16 protein-coding genes and 2 pseudogenes are annotated in these 19,718 nt (G+C 68.7%); 15 read left to right on the plus strand and 3 right to left on the minus strand.

The window, feature by feature from the left end:
* Window positions 1–25: 25 nt before the first annotated feature.
* Window positions 26–931 (plus strand): annotated as a pseudogene (locus OHT21_RS10825) (aldehyde dehydrogenase family protein); the annotation flags it as partial.
* Window positions 932–1,114: 183 nt separating this feature from the next.
* Here the strand turns inward: OHT21_RS10825 and OHT21_RS10830 are convergent.
* Window positions 1,115–1,243: pseudogene (locus tag OHT21_RS10830) on the minus strand (IS110 family transposase); the annotation flags it as partial.
* 2 nt (window positions 1,244–1,245) lie between these two features.
* Here OHT21_RS10830 and OHT21_RS10835 point away from each other — a divergent pair.
* Window positions 1,246–1,458: a VWA domain-containing protein gene (locus OHT21_RS10835; RefSeq protein WP_328768054.1), complete on the plus strand. Its 213-nt coding sequence runs from the start codon at window positions 1,246–1,248 to the stop codon at window positions 1,456–1,458.
* Window positions 1,455–1,763, plus strand: a complete 309-nt coding sequence (locus OHT21_RS10840; protein WP_328768055.1) for a DUF6308 family protein — start codon at window positions 1,455–1,457, stop codon at window positions 1,761–1,763. Before OHT21_RS10835 ends, OHT21_RS10840 begins: the two co-directional genes overlap by 4 nt.
* A gap of 276 nt (window positions 1,764–2,039) precedes the next feature.
* Here OHT21_RS10840 and acnA read toward each other — a convergent pair whose 3' ends face one another.
* Complete coding sequence (acnA, locus tag OHT21_RS10845) at window positions 2,040–4,754, minus strand: aconitate hydratase AcnA (RefSeq protein WP_328768057.1); 2,715 nt, start codon at window positions 4,752–4,754, stop codon at window positions 2,040–2,042.
* A gap of 326 nt (window positions 4,755–5,080) precedes the next feature.
* Here acnA and OHT21_RS10850 point away from each other — a divergent pair, with 326 nt between their 5' ends.
* The 10 genes from OHT21_RS10850 to OHT21_RS10895 all read left to right on the plus strand — a co-directional run bounded on the left by OHT21_RS10850 (window position 5,081) and on the right by OHT21_RS10895 (window position 16,757).
* Entirely contained in the window at window positions 5,081–5,872 is a 792-nt protein-coding gene (locus OHT21_RS10850; protein WP_328768058.1) for a TnsA-like heteromeric transposase endonuclease subunit, read from the plus strand.
* Between the two features lie 112 nt (window positions 5,873–5,984).
* The gene (locus OHT21_RS10855; RefSeq protein WP_443050625.1) at window positions 5,985–7,889 is read left to right on the plus strand and encodes a Mu transposase C-terminal domain-containing protein; all 1,905 of its coding nucleotides are present in this window, start codon (window positions 5,985–5,987) and stop codon (window positions 7,887–7,889) included.
* A complete protein-coding gene (locus tag OHT21_RS10860; RefSeq protein ID WP_443050340.1) occupies window positions 7,886–8,926 on the plus strand; it encodes a TniB family NTP-binding protein in 1,041 nt (346 codons plus the stop codon). Before OHT21_RS10855 ends, OHT21_RS10860 begins: the two co-directional genes overlap by 4 nt.
* Window positions 8,923–9,546 (plus strand): hypothetical protein, encoded by a 624-nt coding sequence (locus OHT21_RS10865; protein WP_328768060.1) that lies wholly within the window; start codon window positions 8,923–8,925, stop codon window positions 9,544–9,546. Before OHT21_RS10860 ends, OHT21_RS10865 begins: the two co-directional genes overlap by 4 nt.
* Window positions 9,546–10,523 carry a TniQ family protein gene (locus OHT21_RS10870; protein ID WP_328768062.1) on the plus strand — a complete coding sequence of 326 codons (978 nt, stop codon included), beginning with the start codon at window positions 9,546–9,548 and terminating at the stop codon, window positions 10,521–10,523. Before OHT21_RS10865 ends, OHT21_RS10870 begins: the two co-directional genes overlap by 1 nt.
* A 68-nt stretch (window positions 10,524–10,591) precedes the next feature.
* Window positions 10,592–11,248 (plus strand): class I SAM-dependent methyltransferase, encoded by a 657-nt coding sequence (locus OHT21_RS10875; RefSeq protein ID WP_328768063.1) that lies wholly within the window; start codon window positions 10,592–10,594, stop codon window positions 11,246–11,248.
* 286 nt (window positions 11,249–11,534) lie between these two features.
* Window positions 11,535–12,770, plus strand: a complete 1,236-nt coding sequence (locus tag OHT21_RS10880) for a serine hydrolase domain-containing protein (RefSeq protein WP_328768065.1) — start codon at window positions 11,535–11,537, stop codon at window positions 12,768–12,770.
* 320 nt (window positions 12,771–13,090) lie between these two features.
* Window positions 13,091–14,752, plus strand: a complete 1,662-nt coding sequence (locus OHT21_RS10885) for a TlrC/CarA/OleB/SrmB family ABC-F type ribosomal protection protein (protein WP_328768067.1) — start codon at window positions 13,091–13,093, stop codon at window positions 14,750–14,752.
* A 168-nt stretch (window positions 14,753–14,920) separates the two neighbouring features.
* On the plus strand, window positions 14,921–15,163 hold the full coding sequence (locus tag OHT21_RS10890) for a DUF4236 domain-containing protein (protein ID WP_328768068.1): 243 nt from the start codon (window positions 14,921–14,923) through the stop codon (window positions 15,161–15,163).
* Window positions 15,164–15,227: 64 nt separating this feature from the next.
* Entirely contained in the window at window positions 15,228–16,757 is a 1,530-nt protein-coding gene (locus tag OHT21_RS10895) for a UDP-N-acetylglucosamine 1-carboxyvinyltransferase (protein ID WP_328768069.1), read from the plus strand.
* Between the two features lie 38 nt (window positions 16,758–16,795).
* On the opposite strand, the gene OHT21_RS10900 is transcribed toward OHT21_RS10895, so the two are convergent.
* A complete protein-coding gene (locus OHT21_RS10900) occupies window positions 16,796–18,253 on the minus strand; it encodes a sensor histidine kinase (RefSeq protein WP_328768070.1) in 1,458 nt (485 codons plus the stop codon).
* Window positions 18,254–18,437: 184 nt separating this feature from the next.
* On the opposite strand from OHT21_RS10900, the gene OHT21_RS10905 reads away from it, so the two are divergent.
* Both OHT21_RS10905 and OHT21_RS10910 read left to right on the plus strand, forming a co-directional pair.
* Window positions 18,438–19,130, plus strand: coding sequence for a PepSY domain-containing protein (locus OHT21_RS10905; protein ID WP_328768071.1), 693 nt, complete (start codon window positions 18,438–18,440; stop codon window positions 19,128–19,130).
* A gap of 461 nt (window positions 19,131–19,591) precedes the next feature.
* Window positions 19,592–19,693 (plus strand): putative leader peptide, encoded by a 102-nt coding sequence (locus OHT21_RS10910; RefSeq protein WP_328774041.1) that lies wholly within the window; start codon window positions 19,592–19,594, stop codon window positions 19,691–19,693.
* Window positions 19,694–19,718: the final 25 nt, after the last annotated feature.

Below are 19,718 nucleotides of genomic sequence, written 5' to 3' on the forward strand. Positions count from 1 at the left end.
ACGCCAGTCGCGGAAACCGTGGAAGATCGCCCCGGTGCTGCTCACCGGCAACACCATCGTGGCCAAGCCGTCGCCGTACACGCCGCTCACTACGCTGCGCATAGGCGAACTGCTGGCCGACGTGGTGCCCGCCGGTGTGCTCAACGTCATCAGCGGCGGCGACAGCCTCGGTCCGAGGCTCTCCGAGCACCCGGGCATCCGCAAGATCGCCTTCACCGGCTCCACCGCTACCGGCCGCAAGGTCATGGCCTCCGCCGCCCGCAGCCTCACCCGGGTCACCCTGGAGCTGGGAGGCAACGACGCCGCGATCGTGCTGCCCGACGTGGACGTGGACGAAGTCGCGCCGCGTGTCTTCTGGACCTGCTTCGGCAACAGCGGCCAGATCTGCATCGCCGCCAAGCGCGTCTATGTGCACGAGGACGTCTACGACGCGTTCGCGAAGCGGTTCGCGCAGATCGCGCGGTCCGTCAAGGTCGGCAACGGCCTGGAGGAAGGGGTCCAGCTGGGCCCGATCCAGAACCGCGCACAGTACGAGAAGGTCGTCGGCCTGATCAAGGAGACCGTCGATTCCGGCGCCAAGCTGCTGGTGGAGGGCTCGATCCCGGACGGCCCCGGCTACTTCGTGCACCCGACCGTGGTGGACGACCCGGCCGACGACTCGGCGATCGTCACCCAGGAACCGTTCGGCCCGGTTGTCCCCCTGCTGCGGTTCCGGGACGTCGACGAGGTGGTCCGCCGCGCCAACGACTCCGAGTACGGGCTCGGCGGCACCGTCTGGAGCCGCGACCTCGCGGCGGCCGAGGAACTCGCCGCCCGGATCGAGACCGGCACGGTGTGGATCAACCAGGAACAGATGCTGTCCCCGATGCAGCAGTTCAGCGGCCACAAAGCCTCCGGCCTGGGCACCGAGAACGGCGTCGAAGGCGTGCTGGAGTACACCCAACACCCAGGTGCTGTCCGTCCGCAAGGAATAGCCCAGGGGCGAAGCCCCACCCCGGCGATCCGCTGTTCAGCTCCAACACACCGGTCAGTTCCAGCGCACCGAGTGCCGGGTCTGTCAAAAGAGCGGCTCTGGCCCGTAGTCGGGATGCTGTTGGTGATCTTCAGCGGTGGCTACTGCTGGGACGTGGCGCTTTCCCTCGGCTCGCTTCCGGTCGTGGAAGCGGCGGGACTCGTCGCAGCAGCGGATGCTGATCAACGCGGAGGTGTAGTAGACGCGTTGGAGGCGTCGGCTGTAGCGCTTGGTTGCTGCAGAACACCGCATCACTTGGTGTCTTCTGGCTGTTCGTCGGATTCCGTCGTGGCAAGCTCGCGTTCTACAAGAACCTCAACGCATCCGCCTCAGCCACCTTCACCAACGTCGCCTTCTGCGACGCGAGCAAGAACCCGGGATCGGTGCCCGACGAGCGGTTCTACGCCGGTCTAGTCGACGCCTTCGCCACCTGGTTGCGGCATTGAGTCAACCGCCGCTCGCTCACCGTCTGAACGGCCTCATCATCTCTGATCACGCCGTATCCGATCTCCGATGCTGCTTCGGCGCCGGCCTGCTCGATGAAGCAGTGCCGTTCACGGGTAGTCGTTCCGAGCATCTGGCCAGCGGAGGGGGCCGTCAGGCGGTCGCGAACGTAGGGACCGCCGACGACCTGATTGCTGTGCAGACCCTGTCGGTCAGGATTCCCGCGCAGGTCGCTGTCGAACTCCTTGAAGGGGACGGTTTTGTTCTTTCCAGGGCGCGTGCCCGGGTGTCCGTGTCCCGGACCTGAACGAGATAAGCGAGAGCGTCGCGACGTACTGGGCGTTGCGGGTCGCCGCGACGACGAGCGGCACACAGCCCAGCAGCACGAGGCCGAGGCGGGCCGTCGCGAGCCAGAGCAACTTGCGTCAGCCTGACCGTGTACCGACCACTACGCAATCAGCATGAACCAGCAAGCGCCCCGCCAGGCCGAAGCCTGGCGGGACGCTTGTGCGAGACTCTGGTGCGACGGCCGTTGGCAGCGGGTCAGCGACCAGATCCTCTGACATCCGAGCCGATCAGCTCATCAACCGACAAGTTGGCGAAGCACGTACTGCATGATCCCGCCGTTGCGGTAGTAGTCCGCCTCGCCCGGAGTGTCGATACGGACGACCGCGTCGAACTCGACGCCGGTGTCCGTGGTGACCTTGACCGTGCGGGGCGTGCGGCCCTCGTTCAGTTCGGTGACGCCGGTGAAGGAGAAGGTCTCCTCGCCGGTCAGGCCCAGGGACTCGGCCGTGGCGCCCTCCGGGAACTGGAGCGGGAGTACGCCCATGCCGATGAGGTTCGAGCGGTGGATGCGCTCGTACGACTCGGCGATGACGGCCTTGACGCCCAGCAGCGCCGTGCCCTTCGCGGCCCAGTCACGCGACGAACCCGAGCCGTACTCCTTGCCGGCCAGGACGACCAGCGGGATGCCCTGCTCGATGTAGTTGCGCGAGGCGTCGTAGATGAAGGAGACGGGCGCGTCCGGCTGGGTGAAGTCGCGGGTGTAGCCGCCCTCGGTGCCCGGCGCGATCTGGTTGCGCAGGCGGATGTTGGCGAACGTGCCGCGGATCATGACCTCGTGGTTGCCGCGGCGGGAGCCGTAGGAGTTGAAGTCGCGGCGCTCGACGCCGTGCTCGGTGAGGTACTTGCCCGCCGGGGTGTCGGCCTTGATGGCCCCGGCCGGGGAGATGTGGTCGGTGGTGACCGAGTCGCCCAGCTTGGCCAGCACGCGGGCGCCGGTGAAGTCGGTGACCGGCGTGGTCTCCATCGTCATGCCCTCGAAGTACGGGGGCTTGCGGACGTACGTCGACTGCGGGTCCCACTCGAAGGTGTTGCCGGTCGGGATCGGCAGCGCCTGCCACTGGGCGTCGCCCGCGAAGACGTCGGCGTAGGACTTGTTGAACATGTCCTCGCCGATGGCGTTCGCCACGACGTCGTTGACCTCGGCCTCGGTCGGCCAGATGTCTTCCAGGTATACGGGCTTGCCGTCCTGGTCGGTGCCCAGCGCGTCCTTGGTGATGTTCACCTTCATGGAGCCGGCGAGGGCGTACGCGACGACCAGCGGCGGGGACGCCAGGTAGTTCATCTTGACGTCGGGGTTGATCCGGCCCTCGAAGTTGCGGTTGCCGGAGAGGACCGAAGTGACCGCCAGGTCGTGCTCGTTGACCGCCTTGGAGACCTCCTCCGGCAGCGGGCCGGAGTTGCCGATGCAGGTGGTGCAGCCGTAGCCGACCAGGTTGAAGCCGACCTTGTCGAGGTACGGGGTGAGGCCCGCCTTGTCGAAGTAGTCGGTGACGACCTTGGAGCCGGGGGCGAGGGTGGTCTTGACCCAGGGCTTGCGCGTCAGGCCCTTCTCGACCGCCTTCTTGGCCACGAGCGCGGCGGCGACCATGACGTACGGGTTCGAGGTGTTGGTGCAGGAGGTGATGGCGGCGACCGTCACGGCGCCGTGGTCGATCTCGTACGTCGAGCCGTCGGGGGCGGTGACCGTGGTCGGGCGGCTCGGGGCGCCGTTGGGGGCGACGGCCGGGGCGTCGGAGGCCGGGAAGGACTCCTGGCCCGCCTCGTCCACGTCGTCGACGTAGTTGCGTACGTCGCTCTTGAACTGCTCGGCGGCGTTCGCGAGGACGATGCGGTCCTGCGGGCGCTTCGGGCCGGCGATCGAGGGGACGACCGTCGAGAGGTCGAGCTCCAGCTTCTCGGAGAAGTCGGGCTCGGCGGCCGGGTCGAGCCAGAGGCCCTGCTCCTTGGCGTACGCCTCGACGAGCGCGAGCTGCTGCTGCGAACGGCCGGTCAGCTTGAGGTACTTGATGGTCTCGGCGTCGATCGGGAAGATCGCGGCGGTGGAGCCGAACTCCGGCGACATGTTGCCGATGGTGGCGCGGTTCGCGAGGGAGGTGGCGGCGACGCCCTCTCCGTAGAACTCGACGAACTTGCCGACGACGCCGTGCTTGCGGAGCATCTCGGTGATGGTCAGCACGAGGTCGGTGGCGGTGGTGCCGGGCTTGAGCTCACCGGTCAGCTTGAAGCCGACGACACGCGGGATGAGCATCGAGACGGGCTGGCCGAGCATGGCGGCCTCGGCCTCGATGCCGCCGACGCCCCAGCCGAGGACGCCGAGGCCATTCACCATCGTGGTGTGCGAGTCGGTGCCGACGAGGGTGTCGGGGTAGGCCTGGCCGTTGCGGACCATGACCGTACGGGCCAGGTGCTCGATGTTGACCTGGTGGACGATGCCGGTGCCGGGCGGGACGACCTTGAAGTCGTCGAAGGCGGTCTGGCCCCAGCGCAGGAACTGGTAGCGCTCGCGGTTGCGGCCGTACTCCAGCTCGACGTTCTGCGCGAAGGCCTCGTTGGTGCCGAACTTGTCGGCGATGACGGAGTGGTCGATGACCAGCTCGGCCGGGGAGAGCGGGTTGACCTTCGCCGGGTCGCCGCCGAGCTCCTTGACAGCCTCACGCATGGTGGCGAGGTCGACGACACAGGGCACGCCGGTGAAGTCCTGCATGATCACACGGGCGGGGGTGAACTGGATCTCCTGGCTGGGCTGGGCCTGCGAGTCCCAGCCGCCGAGGGCCCGGATGTGGTCGGCGGTGATGTTCGCGCCGTCCTCGGTCCGGAGCAGGTTCTCCAGCAGCACCTTCAGGCTGTACGGAAGGCGAGCCGAGCCTTCCACCTTGTCCAGCCGGAAGATCTCGTACGACTCGTCGCCCACGCTCAGCGTGGCGCGGGCGTCGAAGCTGTTCGCCGACACGACAGTCTCCTTCATTCATGTGCGCGTACCACCGCATCCTGCCGCCACGCCGGTTGGCCGATCAGCTAAGGTAAGGCTAAGTTAGGTGACCCTTACCGGTCCGTGCGGCTGAGGTACGTCTCGGCAGATATCTCGATGTCGAGATAACTCTAGTACATGACCGCTGTTCGGTCATGCCCGGTGTCCTTTTGTCCCGTCTCCGTGGAGGTGGCCAGATCTCACTTGGCCTGGCCACGTTCGAGTGAAAATCTCGGCCATGTGGCCACGTGCCCCGCTGTCCGCCGTACGTTCACGAGAGTCCGTACGTTGCGGTGCCGGGGGTGGGCATGGCGGATCCGGTAGCTGCGGCGGTCCCGCTGAGCGGGGCCGATCCGTTTGAAGTGGAGTACGTCGACGGCGTGGGCCGGGTAGTCCGTTCGGCTCTGACGCAGTGTTGGCATATCCGGTTCGAGGGCTGCCGCCCGTCCCGGGCGTTTCCCGTCTACCGGGGTCAGAAGAACTTCACCGGTTGGTGGTGGACCGCGACGACAGACACGCATGTGGGCTACGAATCGTGGCTTGAGCGGGCGGTGCTGATCGGCCTCGACTTCGACCCGGATGTAGTGGGTATCTCGTCGCAGCCGTTCTGGCTGCACTGGTTCGACGGCCCACGGCCGCGGCGGCATGCGCCGGACTATTTCGTGCGCCGCGCTGACGGTTCGGCTGACGTGGTCGATGTCCGGGCGGATGACCGGATTGAGGCTCGGGACGCTGAGGCGTTCGCAGCCACGGCGGAGGCGTGTGCCCGGGCGGGCTGGGGCTTCAGGCGAATCGGGCAACCTCCCGCGGCGCGGGAGGCAAATCTTCGGTGGCTGGCCGGCTACCGGCACCCGCGCTGCATGCGGCCCGAGGTCGCGGGCCGGCTCTGGGACGCGTTCGCCTCCCCGAGGCCGCTGTCGCGGGAGCGGAGGCAGCCGGTTCCCGGCTGGCGGTCCTGCCGGTGCTGTTTCACCTGCTCTGGCGGCAGCTGCTGGTCGCGGATCTGGAATCGGCTCTGCTCAGTGCCGATTCGATCGTGCGGCTGCCGGAAGGTGGTGCGCGGTGAGCACGTCACGGCCGGTGGGGCTGCGGATCGGTGACCAGGTGCGCTTCGAGGACCGGCTGCACAGCGTGGTCGGGCTGGAGGGGACGTTGGTACGGCTGGCCGATGAGGGCGGATCGGTGGCGGTGATCCACCTGCCGCACCTGCTGATGTCAGCCGGTTTCGAGCGGGTTGACCGGGCGGACCGGCTTCCGCTTCCCCAGACGAGCCGGCTGGAGGGACTTTCCTCTGAGGAGATGCGCGTCGCGGAGTGGTGGGAGACGCATCTGCATGAGGTGCTGACCGGGCTGCCCCCGCAAGCCGATCCGGATACGGCGCCGCGCCCCGAATACGACCCGGCGGTGCACTCCCTGGCGGCACGTGAACGCGCCAAGGCCGCCGAGCTCGCCGAGTTGGGCATCGAGGGCACCTCGGAGCGGACGCTGCGTCGCAAGCGGAAGCGCTACCAGGAACGAGGCCTGGCCGGTCTGGTGGACCGCCGTGGGGATCGAGGGCGGCCACTGCTGGAGCGGGCCGATCAGCGGATGGTGGCCGCGTTGCGGCAGGCGATGACGGAAGCGGTCGAGGAGTCCTCGCGGACGGTGGAGTACTTCCGCTGGCGCACAGAGCGGATCCTGGCTGCGCAGTATGGGGACGGCGTGGTGGCGATGCCGTCGCGGGCGTCGTTCTACCGGCTGTTCGCCAAGGTGGATGCGGGGCGGCACACGATCGGCTCGGCCCGCACCCGCCGATCCCTCGCCCAGCGGCCGGAGGGACCGTTCGGCCAGGTGACGGCATCCCGGCCGGGTGAACTGATGCAGATCGATTCCACCCCGTTCGACGTCCTGGTGCTGCTGGACGACGGAGTGCCGGGGCGGGTGGAACTGACCGGCATGGTCGATCTGGCGACCCGGACGGTGACCGCCGCGGTGCTGCGGCCCACCACGAAGTCGGTGGACGCTTCGCTGCTGCTCGCCCGCACGGTGACACCGGAGGTGATGCGACCGGGCTGGAAGGACGCGTTGTCAATGGCGCGGTCGGTGCTGCCCTACCAGCCGTTGCTGGAGATCGACCAGCGACTGGAGCATGCCGCCGCCCGGCCGGTCATCGTGCCGGAACTCATCGTCTGTGACCGGGGGGCTGTGTTCTTGTCGCGGAACTTCAGGGCCTCGTGCCGGGCGCTGGGCATCAGCGTCCAGCCCGCGCATCCCAACACCCCCACGGACAAGCCGCACATCGAGCGGACCCTGGGCTCGATTTCGACGCTGTTCTGCCAGTTCGTGGCCAGCCATCTGGGCCGATCGGCGGAGCTGCGGGGACGGAATGTCGAAAACGGGCCGCTGTGGTCGATGCTGCAGCTGCAGGAGTTGCTGGACGAGTGGATCGTGGCCAAGTGGCAGAACAGGCCCCACGACGGGCTGCGGGATCCGTCGGCTCCCCGACGGGCGTTCACCCCGAACGAGAAGTACGCGACTCTGGTAGCCACGGCCGGCTACGTTCCTGTCGCGCTGTCCAGCGAGGACTACGTCGAACTGCTGCCGACGTGCTGGCGGACCGTCGGCGCCCAGGGCATCAAGGTCAACCACCGCGTCTATGACTGCACTGATCTCAACCCTCTGCGTGGGCAGGACTCCGGCAATCATGCACACCACGGGTTGTGGGAGGTGCACCACGACCCCTACGACGTGTCCCGCATCTGGGTACGCAGGCGGAACAGCGAATGGATCACCGTGCCCTGGAGGCACTTGTCCACGGTTCCGGGCCCGTTCGGGGAGCTGGCCTGGGATCACGCTCGCCGGGAAGTGCCCGACGGCACCGAGGAAGAACGCGCCCGGGCAGTGGCCGAACTGCTGGACCGCGCCCATCAGGGCCCGGCCCTCACCGGCAGTGAGGCATCGCGCCGCAAGCGAGTCGCGGCCCGCACCCGGGCAGCCGCCCGCACGGCTGTCCCGCCCCCGCCGGAGAACCCGCCCGAGAGCCCGGAAGAGACGAAGGCGTCCGAGGACGAGGCCGTCGCCAAGGTCATCCCCCTGGGGCTGTTCGACCCGCTCGAGGATCCGTGGAGGAAGCGATGAGTTCCGCGCTCCCGCTGCCCACCGGGCAAGACGACGCTCCTGAACTGCAGTTGACCACCAAGGAGGGCTGGCGCAACTTCGTGGGACGGCCCTCCAAGATGCCCCAGCGGCTGTCGCGCCGGCAGTGGCGTGAGCTGCCGGCCACCGAGCGCGAGCGCTACGACGAGGAGCGCATCGACCATCACACCCAGATGCTCGTGATTGCCACGTCCCTGGTGGACCACACCGTGATCTGCGGAAGCCGGTTGATCCTGCTGAACCGGCACACGATCAGCGCACGGCGCGGCCTGATGGTGTCCGGACTGGCCGGGACCGGGAAGACCACGGCGATCACCCAGCTCGGTCTGCGGCACGAGTTGAAGGACCGGGCACGCCACCCCGGAATCACCGACCGGATCCCGGTGGTCTACATCACCGTTCCGCCTGCGGCGACCCCGCGCATGATCGCGGTGGAGTTCGCGCGGTTCCTGGGTCTTCCAGTGCGCACCCGCGCGAACATGACCGACATCATGGAGGCCGTCGTGGGCGTGCTCACCGACACCCGGTGCGGTCTGATCCTCGTCGACGAGGTGCACAACATCTCCCTCGCCACACGCTCCGGCGCGGAAGTCTCCGACACACTCAAGTACTTCTCTGAGCGCATCCCGGCAACCTTCGTCTATGCCGGTGTGAACGTGGAAAAAGAGGGCCTGCTCTCCGGAACACGCGGCGGACAGATCGCCGGGCGCTTCACCCTCATCCCCACCAGCCCCTTCCCCTACGGCACCGAATGGCAGGGCTTGGTCGCGCAGCTAGAGGACAACCTCCGTCTGCTCGACCACAAGCCGGAAACCCTCACCAGCCTGGACCGTTTCCTGCACACCCGCACAGGCGGCATGATCGGCTCCCTGTTACTCCAGGTCCGCGGCGCCGCACTCGACGCCATCCTGAGCGGCACCGAGAAAGTGACGCGCGAGGGTCTGACGAAGATCCCCCTCGACCACACCGCCCAGCAGGCTACGACCGTCACCCGGTCGGAAAAGGGACGCCGCCGATGACCTCCCCTTCCGCTCCTGCCAGTGACGTCCCCGCCCGGCTCCCCATTGCTGTCCGCCCGCACCTGGGGGAGAGCACCGACTCCTACGTCCGCCGCCTTGCCCGCGCCAACCACCTGCGGCCGAGCGCACTCCATGGTTACCTCTGCGGCCCGCCCTTCTGGTTCGGCAAACCCCGGATCGAACGGCTCGCCGCGGTCAGCGGCCGCCCCCGGGCTGTCCTCGTTCGAGCCCTGACCGACTGCCGTGTTCCCCGCCGTCGTGACAATCTGCGATTGTGCCCCGCACCGATGCAGCCGGACAGGTTCCAGCTCTATCGGCGCATCCGCGCGGACGCCGAGGACCACGGCCGTTCGCTCGCGGCCCTGGCCATCCGCCACGGCGTCAGCCGCTGCGCAGTACGCACCGCGCTGACGACGCCGCTCCCACCACCGCGCGAGAGACCCCACACCATCGAGGCCAGCACGGTCTCCGACCCGCTCATGGCCGTGATCGACCAACGCATCGAGCTCGGCGAGTCCGCCCGGGAGATCTGGATCCACCTGATGGACGAAGCATCCGTCTCGGTGTCGTACTCCACCGTCAGGCTCCGCCTCCGGCAGCACCGGATGGCCCGCCGCTGATGCCTCCGAACCGTCGTCTCCCCTGCACGGTCCGGCCGTTCCACAACGAGACCGTCGAGTCGTTCATCGCACGTCTGGCCGCAGCCAACCACCTCCGCGTCGACGAACTCCGCAGCTACCTTGGCGTCCGCACCCTGAAGACAACCCCGGTGACCGTGCTGCTGGAGCCGCTCTCCGCCGTCTCCGGATACCCCGCCTCAACCCTCCGTCTGGCAATGCCGGAATTCATCACGGCCAAGTACACCGACGAGCCCGGTCTCACCGAACGGCCCCTGACCACTCGACCGCAGTCACTGGCACGGCCCGCTTGCCGACGATGCGTCCGCGCAGCGGGGATCACCACATCGGTGGAATGCTGGGTCACTCACGAGCACAACGTCTGCCTCCGCCATCGGCTCTGGATCGGCACAGGCTGCCAAAACCCCCAGGACCAGGCCGATCTCCGGCGGCTGCCCCAGGTCTGCCTCGCGCAACGCCATCACCGCAATCTGCTGGCCCGGCACGGCCGGCGCTGGATTCACGGACGCTTCCGCGAAGCACAGGCCATCTATCTGAAGTGGTATGAACAGCACGAATTCGCCTCACAGCGTGAGGTTGTCCGCCGAATGATCGCCCTCGCCAGCGCCACACGACGCCCTCTGGCCAAGGACGCGGTCCTGCCCACGATCTTCCATCCGGAGATCGTCATGCTGACAGGCCTTCTCGCCTCCGACCGGTGGGAGCGTCGGCTTTTCGCCGGAGCGGGCGGCCTACGGCTCTTCATCGCCGAGATCACACGTCGGGAAGTGCTCGCGGGATACGAACTCCAGGAAACCGACGACCCCCTCTACCGGTGGATCACCGACCGCATCGCGCTCCACAAGTTCACCCGCTACTACCCGCGCTCCTTCGGAGCGCTCCATCCCGAAGAGACCACCCGCCCCACCCAGAACAGACCCGCCCGAGACTTCCGCCTCATCCCCCTCCCGTCCTACTAAAGGAGCGGCCGGCTGGAGAAGGCGTTCTTCGACGGTGGTGTCGCCCGATGACGTGATGGACTCACGCCATGACGACACTGGCGCCCCGGGTCCTTCACGCACTTGAACAGTTCCATGCCGACCACCCCTGGGACCACAACGCCCACTACCACCAGTGGCTTCTGCGGCAGCTGCCCAGGCGCTTTGACAGCGCCCTGGACGTCGGATCCGGCAGCGGTGACCTGGCCAGGCTCTTGGCCACACGTGCCAGAACAGTGCAAGGAATCGACGCCGACCCGACAATCGTCGCTCGCGCGCGGGAGCTCACTGCTCCGGATGCCCCCGTGACCTTCACCGTCGGCGATGCGCTCATCGACATACCGTCTGGCTCCTACGACGTCATCACCTGCGTCGCCACCATCCACCATCTGCCTTTCAGCGACGCTCTCAGCCACTTCCGTCAGCACTTGGCGCCCGGCGGAACCCTGGTCGTCGTTGGCCTCGCCTACGCACAGTCTCTCGGCGATCATCTACTCGGCGCTGCTGCCATTCCGTCGAACGTCGCCATGGCCTGGATCAAGAACAAGGGCCGCAAGGCCCCGCGGCCGGCCTCAATGACCGCACCGACCCGACCGGCGACCATGGGCTTCCCCGACATCGTTCGGGACGCCCGCCGAGTACTGCCCGGTGCACGGCTACGCCGTCGGCTGTTCTGGCGCTACACCCTGGTCTGGCAGCAGCACTAGCTGGCCACACAGGTGAGATTTTCCATGCCCGCCCGCAATGGCCGGCAGTGGTGAGACAACCAGAAGACCGGTGTCTCACCACATCTGTCCAACCCCAGGTCACCGCCCGCTTCCAGGGCCACGGCCCCTGAGACAGGACACCTTTGTCTCGTCTCAGCGGGAGGTTCGCGACCCTCGGGCGGGCGGCAAACCCCTAGGCCCGCTAGGGGTCCCTAGGTGGGGTCCCCGATCCCTTTCCAGGACATTCCCGATGGTGTGGGGATGGGGCGCCTGGTGAGCTGTTCTCATGAGCCGTCAACGGTCCTCTCGTGGACTCTCCGTCGCCCTTGCCGTCGCAGCCGTCGCCTTGGGAACGATCGCCGCCACCACCGGCGCACCGGCTGTGCCACCCCACGATGCTCCGCCCCGATTACCCTCGAGCGCCCAGGCCGCGCACGCCAAGACCCAGGCCGTACTGAACGAGATCGTCGCGCAGGGCACCCCAGGCGTCATCGCCCGGGTACGAGACGCGCGCGGTGTGTGGGATGGCCGGGCCGGCGTCCGTGACCTCGTCACCGAGCGGCCGAGGAGCACCGGCGAGAAGTTCCGTATCGCCAGCGTGACCAAGACCTTCACTGCCACGGTGCTGCTCGGGCTCGAAGCCGAGGGCAGGATTTCGCTGGACGACAGCGTGGAGGAATGGCTGCCCGGAGTGGTGCGCGGCAAGGGCTACCGGCCCGGGAGCATCACCGTGCGGCACCTGCTCAACCACACGAGCGGCATCTTCGACTACAACATGGACGAGGGCTTCCGCGCCCTGTACGCGGGGGACGAGTTCGACCGGAACCGCCACACCAGGTGGTCCCCGGAAGAGCTGGTGGACATCGCGCTCGCCCACCCGCCCAACTTCCAGCCGGAGCAAGGCAGCAAGCCCGGCAGGCCAGGCAGGTGGGACTATTCCGACACCAACTACATCCTCGCCGGCATGGTCATCGAGAAGGCCACCGGCGGCACCTACGCGCGGGCGGTCGAGCGTCTCGTCATCCGGCCGCTCGGCCTGCGCGGCACGAGTGTGCCGGGCACCTCGCCCCGACTGCCCGCACCGCACGCGCGGCACTACTCCACGCTGTTCGAGGACGGGCCGGAGGCGAAGGTGCGCGACGTCACCGAGTTCAGCCCCACCGTCGCCTTCTCCGCCGGGCAGATGATCTCGACCGTCGGAGACGTGAACACCTTCCTGTCCAAGCTGCTGGCCGGTGAGCTGCTGCCGCCCGCCCAACAGCGACAGCTGCAAGACGCGGTCCACGTCGACGGGGACAAGGGACACGGTGGTCCACAGGACCGCTACGGCCTCGGCATACGGCACTTCAAGCTCAAGGAGGGCTGCTGGGCTTGGGGCCACGGCGGCATGATCCCCGGCTCCGCGACCCGGACGCTCGCCTCGGCGGACGGCCGTCGCGTCATGACCATGAACCGCAACGGCGACTGGGGCGAGCAGCGACTGGAGGACGCGGCCGTCGAGACCGAGTTCTGCGAGCCCTGACAGCGCCTGTCCAACAGTGCAGGTGAACCCGCCTCTACGAGATGGCCCGGGTCGACAGTCCGTATGCCCCCATGGTCGGGGGCGGAGCCGGGCCGAGTCGGGTCGCGATGCGCCCGGCCCTGCGCGCACCCACTTGCGCGACGAGACGTATCGTCTTGCCAAATCGTCCGCCATGCCGTACGGTCCTCCGCATGGGTTCCCTGTGAGAAAGCCGGCGCCGATGGCGTAGAGCACCGCTCCGCCGTCGCCGCGCCCCGTCGTGCCCTCTCATCCACCCGATCCGGCCCGGGCCGCAGCCCGCGGCCAGGAGGGAACCGCTCATGCGCGGCTCACAACTCACCCTTCACCACGTCACCAAGCGCTACCCCGGCCGCACCGTCCTCGACCAGGTCTCCTTCACCCTCAAGCCGGGTGAGAAGGCCGGGCTCATCGGCGACAACGGCTCCGGCAAGTCCACCCTCCTCAAGCTCATCGCGGGCCAAGAACGCCCGGACAGCGGCGAGTTGACCGTGACCGCCGCCGGCGGCATCGGCTACCTGCCGCAGACCATCCCCCTGCCGCCGACCGCCACCGTCCAGGACGCCGTCGACCTGGCCCTCGCGGACCTGCGCGCACTGGAGGCGAAGCTGCGCCGGGCCGAGCAGGCGCTCGGCGACGGCGCGGACCCGTCGGCACTCGCCGCGTACGCCGCTCTCGTCGAGCGTTACGAGGCGCGCGGCGGCTACGACGCCGACCACCGCGTCGACCTCGCCCTGCACCATCTCGGCCTGCCCGCCCTCCCCCGCGACCGACGACTCGGCACCCTCTCCGGCGGCGAGCGCTCCCGGCTGGCCCTGGCCGCCGTCCTCGCCGGCCGCCCGGAGCTGCTGCTCCTGGACGAGCCGACGAACGACCTGGACGACCAGGCCGTTCACTGGCTGGAGGAGCAACTGCGTGCCCACCGCGGCACGGTGCTCGCGGTCACCCACGACCGCGTCTTTCTGGAACGCCTGACCTCCACGATCCTGGAGGCCGAGGCGGGAAAGGTCACCCGGTACGGAGACGGCTACGCCGGCTACCGCACCGCCAAGGCTGCGGAACGCCGCAGCCGACTCCAGGAGTACGAGGACTGGCGGGCCGAGCTGGCCCGCAACGAGCGGCTGGCAGTCGGCCATGCGGTCCGCCTCGACGGCATCCCACGCAAGGCGCCGCTGGCCAACTTCGGCCACGGCGGCTTCCGGGCCCGTGGCCGGGCGCACGGCGTGATGGCCCGGATCCGCAACGCCCGCGAGCGGGTTGACCGGCTGACGGCGAACCCGGTGGCTCCGCCACCGGAGCCGCTGACGTTCACCGCGCAGGTCGGTACGGCCGGGGATGGCGCGGATGCGTCAGCGGCGGAACTCCCCTCCGTCCAGGTGTCGGACGTACGCGTAGGAGACCGCCTCCGCCTGAACTCCCTCACCCTCGGCCACTCCGGCCGGCTGCTGGTCACCGGCCCCAACGGCGCGGGCAAGACCACGCTGCTGAAGCTGCTCGCGGGTGAATTGCGGCCCGACGAAGGCTCGGTGGAGGTACCGGGCCGGGTGGGCCATCTTCGCCAGGACGAGACGCCGTGGCCGCCGGACCTGACGGTGGCGGAGGCCTTCGCACTGGGCCGCGTAGGCTCCGCCGACGAGCACGCGGACGCGCTGCTGGCCCTCGGCCTCTTCCGCCCGGCGGAACTCCGGCTGCGTATCGGCGAGTTGTCGTACGGTCAGCTCCGCCGCGTGGACCTGGCACGGCTGGTCTCGGAACCCGCGGACCTCCTGCTGCTCGACGAGCCGACCAACCACCTGTCCCCGGCGCTCGTCGAGGAACTGGAGGCGGCGCTGGCCGGCTACCCGGGCGCGATCGCTCTGGTCACGCATGATCGCGCGCTGCGGAAGCGGTTCCGGGGCGAGCGTCTGGAATTGCCGGAGAGGGCCGGGGTCCGCTTGGGATTTGGGATGACGGCCGGGCAGTGAGACTCCCGTAGCCACGGCCCCGCGCCCCTTCGTCGAAGGGGCGCGGGGCCGCACCGTACCTCCGCAAGCAGCCGGTGGCCGTGCGGTGCGGCGTGTCGTCCCCGATCCCGGGTACCCATCCGGGGATGAGACTCCCGGGTACCCATCCGGGGAGGAAAGGAGGCAGTCATGCCCCTCACGTTCCGTAAGAGTTTCCGGATCCTGCCGGGAGTGCGGTTGAACATCAACCGGCGTTCCTGGTCCATCACCACGGGCGGGCGGCACGGGCCTCGGCACACGCGCAGCAGCACCGGGCGGCGGACCACGTCGTTCGATCTGCCCGGGCCCTTCGGGTGGCGCAGGACACGCGCAGAGACCCGGCGTCGTCGTCGCGGTGCCGCCCTCACCAGGCGTCTTCGTGGCGGGGCCTGAGGGCCCGTCACCCGAATGGACCCCCCGGGAAGGTGGCATCTCATATCCGAGATAGCCTTCCGGCATGGCAGACGACTACCTCGTACGCATCGGCAAGCTCATCCGTGACGCCCGTCAGCACCGTGGCTGGACACAGACACAGCTGGCCGTAGCGCTCAGCACCAGTCAGAGCGCCGTGAACCGCATCGAGCGGGGGAACCAAAACATCAGTCTTGAGATGATCGCCCGCATCGGTGAGGCCCTGGACAGTGAGATCGTCTCGCTGGGGTACGCGGGTCCGATGCATCTACGAGTGGTCGGCGGCCGTCGGCTCTCCGGCTCCATCGACGTGAAGACCAGTAAGAACGCGTGCGTGGCGCTGCTGTGCGCGAGCCTCCTGAACAAGGGGCGCACGGTGCTGCGCCGGGTGGCCCGCATCGAGGAGGTGTACCGCCTTCTCGAGGTGCTCGGCTCCATCGGCGTACGCACCCGGTGGATCAACGACGGGGTGGACCTGGAGATCGTGCCCCCGGCGGATCTGGACCTGGGCACCATCGACGCGGAGGCGGCCCGCCGTACGCGCTCGATCATCATGTTCCTCGGCCCGCTGTTGCACCGTATGGACCAGTTCAAGTTGCCGTACGCGGGCGGTTGCGACCTCGGCACCAGGACGATCGAGCCGCACATGATCGCGCTGCGCCGCTTCGGTCTGGAGATCACCGCCACCGAGGGGCTTTACCACGCGCAGGTGGACCGGTCCGTCACCCCCGGCCGGCCGATCGTGCTGACCGAGCGCGGCGACACAGTGACCGAGAACGCGCTGCTCGCCGCCGCACGCCACGACGGCGTGACCGTCATCCGCAACGCCTCCTCCAACTACATGGTCCAGGACCTGTGCTTCTTCCTGGAGGCCTTGGGCGTACGGGTAGAAGGCATCGGCACGACGACTCTGACCGTGCACGGCGTGCCGAACATCGACGTGGACGTGGACTACTCGCCCTCGGAGGACCCGGTCGAGGCGATGAGCCTGCTGGCCGCCGCCGTCGTCACCGAGTCGGAACTGACGGTACGTCGAGTGCCGATCGAGTTCCTGGAGATCGAGCTGGCGGTCCTGGAGGAGATGAGCCTCGATCACGACCGTACGCCGGAGTACTTCGCGGACAACGGCCGTACGCGACTGGTCGACCTGCTGGTCCGCCCCTCCAAGCTGGAGGCACCGATCGACAAGATCCACCCGATGCCGTTCCCGGGCCTGAACATCGACAATGTCCCCTTCTTCGCAGCCATCGCGGCCTCCGCACAAGGCAAGACCCTCATCCACGACTGGGTCTACGACAACCGCGCGATCTACCTGACGGATCTGAACCGTCTGGGCGGGCGTCTCCAACTCCTCGACCCCCACCGGGTGTTGGTAGAGGGCCCGACCCGCTGGCGCGCCGCCGAGATGATGTGCCCACCCGCGCTGCGCCCCGCCGTGGTCGTCCTGCTGGCAATGATGGCGGCCGAGGGCACGTCGGTACTGCGGAACGTGTACGTCATCAACCGGGGGTACGAGGACCTGGCGGAGCGGCTCAACACGGTGGGGGCGCAGATCGAGATCTTCCGGGATATCTGAGAGGAAAACTGAGGGGACATCTGAGTACGGCTCAGTCGTCAGTCGTTCTGGTGAGCCGCCCGGCCGGTGAGCGGCAGCCTCAGTTCGAACAATGCGCCTCCGCCTGGGGCGTCGGTGACGGTCAGGGTGCCTCCGTGGCGGGTGGCGATGTCCTTGGCGATGGCGAGGCCCAGGCCGGCGCCGCCGTCGTCTCGGGCTCGGGATTCGTCGAGGCGGACGAAGCGTTCGAAGATGCGGTCGCGGTCGGCGAGGGGGACGCCCGAGCCGTCGTCGGCGACCTGGAGGACCGCCTGGCCGGCGTCGGTGCGCAGGGTGACGGCGACGCGGTCGCGGGCGTGGCGGCGGGCGTTGTCCAGGAGGTTGCCGAGGACACGGCAGATCTGGTTGCGGGAGCCGCGTACCTCCGCGGACTTGACGCTGTCGAGGGTCACTCCGTCCCGGGATTCTCGGGAGGACACCTCCTCCGCCACGGCCTTTGCGAGGTCGAAGCGCGCGTCCGGCGCGGGCCGCTCCCCCGCGTCCAGGCGGGCGAGCAGCAACAGGTCGGCGGCGAGGCTCTGCAGTCGTACGGTGTCCTCGACGGCCCCGTCCAGGTCCAGCAACTCCGGGTGTGCGGCGCCCACTTCGAGCTGGGTGCGCAGGGACGCGATGGGGCTCCGCAGCTCGTGCGAGGCATCGGCGACGAACGCGCGCTGCCCCTCGACCGAGGTCTCCAGGGCGGCGAGGGTCTCGTTCGTCGTGCGGGCCAGGCGGGCGATCTCGTCGTGGGTGTCCGGCTCGGGGACGCGCCGTGACAGGTCCTCGGAGGCCGTGATGGCGGCCATCTCGGCGCGGATGCCCTCGACGGGGCGCAGCGCCCGCCTGGTGACGACGTACGTCACGCCCCCGACCGTCAACAGCAGCAGAGGCAGCCCTATGAGCATCGTCGTCAGCGCGGTGTCGACGGCCTCTTCCTCGGTGGAGAGCGGGGCGCCCGCGTAGACGGTGAGCATGACGCCTCCCGGCGTGATCACGTCGACCGCGGCGAACCGGTAGTCCGCGGTCGTGCCCTCGACGGTCGCTGTGCCCTCTCCGTACCAGGTCTCGTCGGTGATCTCCCCGGCGGAGAGAGTGCCGCCGTCCTCCGCCTCGCGATCGCCCTCCGCCTTGTCGTCGGCGTCGTCGTTGGCCTCGGAGTTCAGCCGGTCCGAGGCGGCGGCGGTCACGTTCATGGCCTCGACGTCCTCGCCGACCGCGACGGGCTTCTCGTTCCGGTCCAGGACCTCTACGGGGTTCTCGTCGCCGTCCGGCAGATTCAGCTCGTCGTACGCGAATCCGTTCGCCAGCGCCGAGGCGGCGTTGCGGGCCACGGAGTCGGCCTCGGCATCCGCCTTGTCGGTGAGGCTGAACCGCAGCGACATCAGTACGGCGGTGCCCGCGGCGACCAGGGCTATGGCGACGACGAGCGTCGCGGCGAGGGTGGCGCGGGCCCTCACGGAGGCGAGTCGGCGCTTCACGGGCGGGCCTCCACTCTGGATCGCGATGGGCGCGGGTCGGGTGCGTGCATACGTGCAGCTTGGCAAACCGAACCTGAAGCGGCCTTCAGGGCGCTTCAGGTTCGCTTCAGCATCGGTCGGCCAGATTGGTTCCCGTCGAAAGCAGACGACCAGCAGATGACCAGCCGTATCCCGGAGGAATCCCATGAAGCGCAACGTCGTGATCGCCACCATCTCGGCCGTCGCCCTGATCGGCGGCGGCACCGCGACCGCCATCGCGGTCACGGCTGACGACGAGGCGCCGGCGAAGAAGACCGTGTCGGTGTCGAACGACGACAACGACCGCGGCGACGCCAATAACACTGACGACAAGGCCCAGGACGGGGCCGACGACCAGGCCGCCCGCGACAAGGACGAGGACGCCGAGGACAAGGCCGAGAACGCCGCCGACGCGAAGGCCGGGCAGATCACCGCCGCCGACGCGATCAAGGCGGCGCTGAAGCACACGAAGGGTACGGCGGTCTCGGCCGACCTGGACGACGAGGGCACGGCCCACGTGTGGGACGTCGATGTGCTGACCAAGGGCGGCGCCTGGCACAGCATCCAGATCGACCCCGCCAAGGGCAAGGTCCTCGGCTCGCACACCGAGAAGGACGAAGACGGCGACGACGCCGCCGAGACCGCGCAGATCCGCGCCGCCCTGAAGGGCAGCTCCGTAACCGCCGCGGAGGCCGCCGAGGCCGCCGCCGCCAAGGGCACGGTGACCTCCGTCGGCCTCGACGAGGAGAGCAAGGACCAGGCCTGGGAGGTCGACACCACCGCCGCCGACGGCACCGGCAGCGACTGGCGCGTGAACCCCAACTCCGGCAAGGTCACGGCGGACCGCACGAACGACTGACCATGGCGCACGGACAACTGGGGGAGTGACCCCGCCGCCCCGTCAGCTGACGGGGCGGCGGGGTCACTCCCCCAGGAGGACCGCGTCTCCCGCTCCCCCGGTCATCGAAGCCCGCGACCGGCTATCGGCGTTGCCATTCCTCTGCGAGGAGTTGGTAAGACCGCACGAAGCCGCCCACTACACGCCCGCCTCGGCCTGAGCCCAGCAGCCGCCGGGGAGGGACACGTGCCCCTCCCCGGCGGCTTGGCGACGTCGCATCGGCCCAACTGCCCGCCGACATAGCCGTGCTGATCAGCACCCGGACTCCTGGGCGAACCCCGGACACGCTGGGCCACCCACAACCGATCTCATGATGCGGGATGGCATCGTCCACCATACGAACACCCCCTTGGGGTGGGCGCCTTCTTCCGGCACGATCCCTAGCAACCAGGTAGGAAAACTAGGGAAATGCGGGGGTGACCATGCGAACGCTCGACCGCACAGGCAGGTCGCTGCCCCTCCTGACCTCGCGCCGTCACATCGACCTCGGCCGTACGTCCAGTGCCATCTGTCGGCCCGTCTGACGCGCAGAACCTGACTCTGCCCGAA

Source organism: Streptomyces sp. NBC_00286, from assembly GCF_036173125.1.
GTDB lineage: Bacteria > Actinomycetota > Actinomycetes > Streptomycetales > Streptomycetaceae > Streptomyces.

Excerpts from the sequence above, each read along its gene's own strand:
- OHT21_RS10880 (WP_328768065.1), top strand. The coding sequence starts at position 11,535 with ATGAGCCGTCAACGGTCCTCTCGTGGACTCTCCGTCGCCCTTGCCGTC.
- OHT21_RS10865 (WP_328768060.1), top strand. The coding sequence starts at position 8,923 with ATGACCTCCCCTTCCGCTCCTGCCAGTGACGTCCCCGCCCGGCTCCCC.
- OHT21_RS10910 (WP_328774041.1), top strand. The coding sequence starts at position 19,592 with ATGCGAACGCTCGACCGCACAGGCAGGTCGCTGCCCCTCCTGACCTCG.
- OHT21_RS10895 (WP_328768069.1), top strand. The coding sequence starts at position 15,228 with ATGGCAGACGACTACCTCGTACGCATCGGCAAGCTCATCCGTGACGCC.
- OHT21_RS10870 (WP_328768062.1), top strand. The coding sequence starts at position 9,546 with ATGCCTCCGAACCGTCGTCTCCCCTGCACGGTCCGGCCGTTCCACAAC.
- OHT21_RS10855 (WP_443050625.1), top strand. The coding sequence starts at position 5,985 with ATGTCAGCCGGTTTCGAGCGGGTTGACCGGGCGGACCGGCTTCCGCTT.
- OHT21_RS10885 (WP_328768067.1), top strand. The coding sequence starts at position 13,091 with ATGCGCGGCTCACAACTCACCCTTCACCACGTCACCAAGCGCTACCCC.
- OHT21_RS10905 (WP_328768071.1), top strand. The coding sequence starts at position 18,438 with ATGAAGCGCAACGTCGTGATCGCCACCATCTCGGCCGTCGCCCTGATC.
- OHT21_RS10875 (WP_328768063.1), top strand. The coding sequence starts at position 10,592 with ATGACGACACTGGCGCCCCGGGTCCTTCACGCACTTGAACAGTTCCAT.
- OHT21_RS10850 (WP_328768058.1), top strand. The coding sequence starts at position 5,081 with ATGGCGGATCCGGTAGCTGCGGCGGTCCCGCTGAGCGGGGCCGATCCG.
- OHT21_RS10860 (WP_443050340.1), top strand. The coding sequence starts at position 7,886 with ATGAGTTCCGCGCTCCCGCTGCCCACCGGGCAAGACGACGCTCCTGAA.
- OHT21_RS10890 (WP_328768068.1), top strand. The coding sequence starts at position 14,921 with ATGCCCCTCACGTTCCGTAAGAGTTTCCGGATCCTGCCGGGAGTGCGG.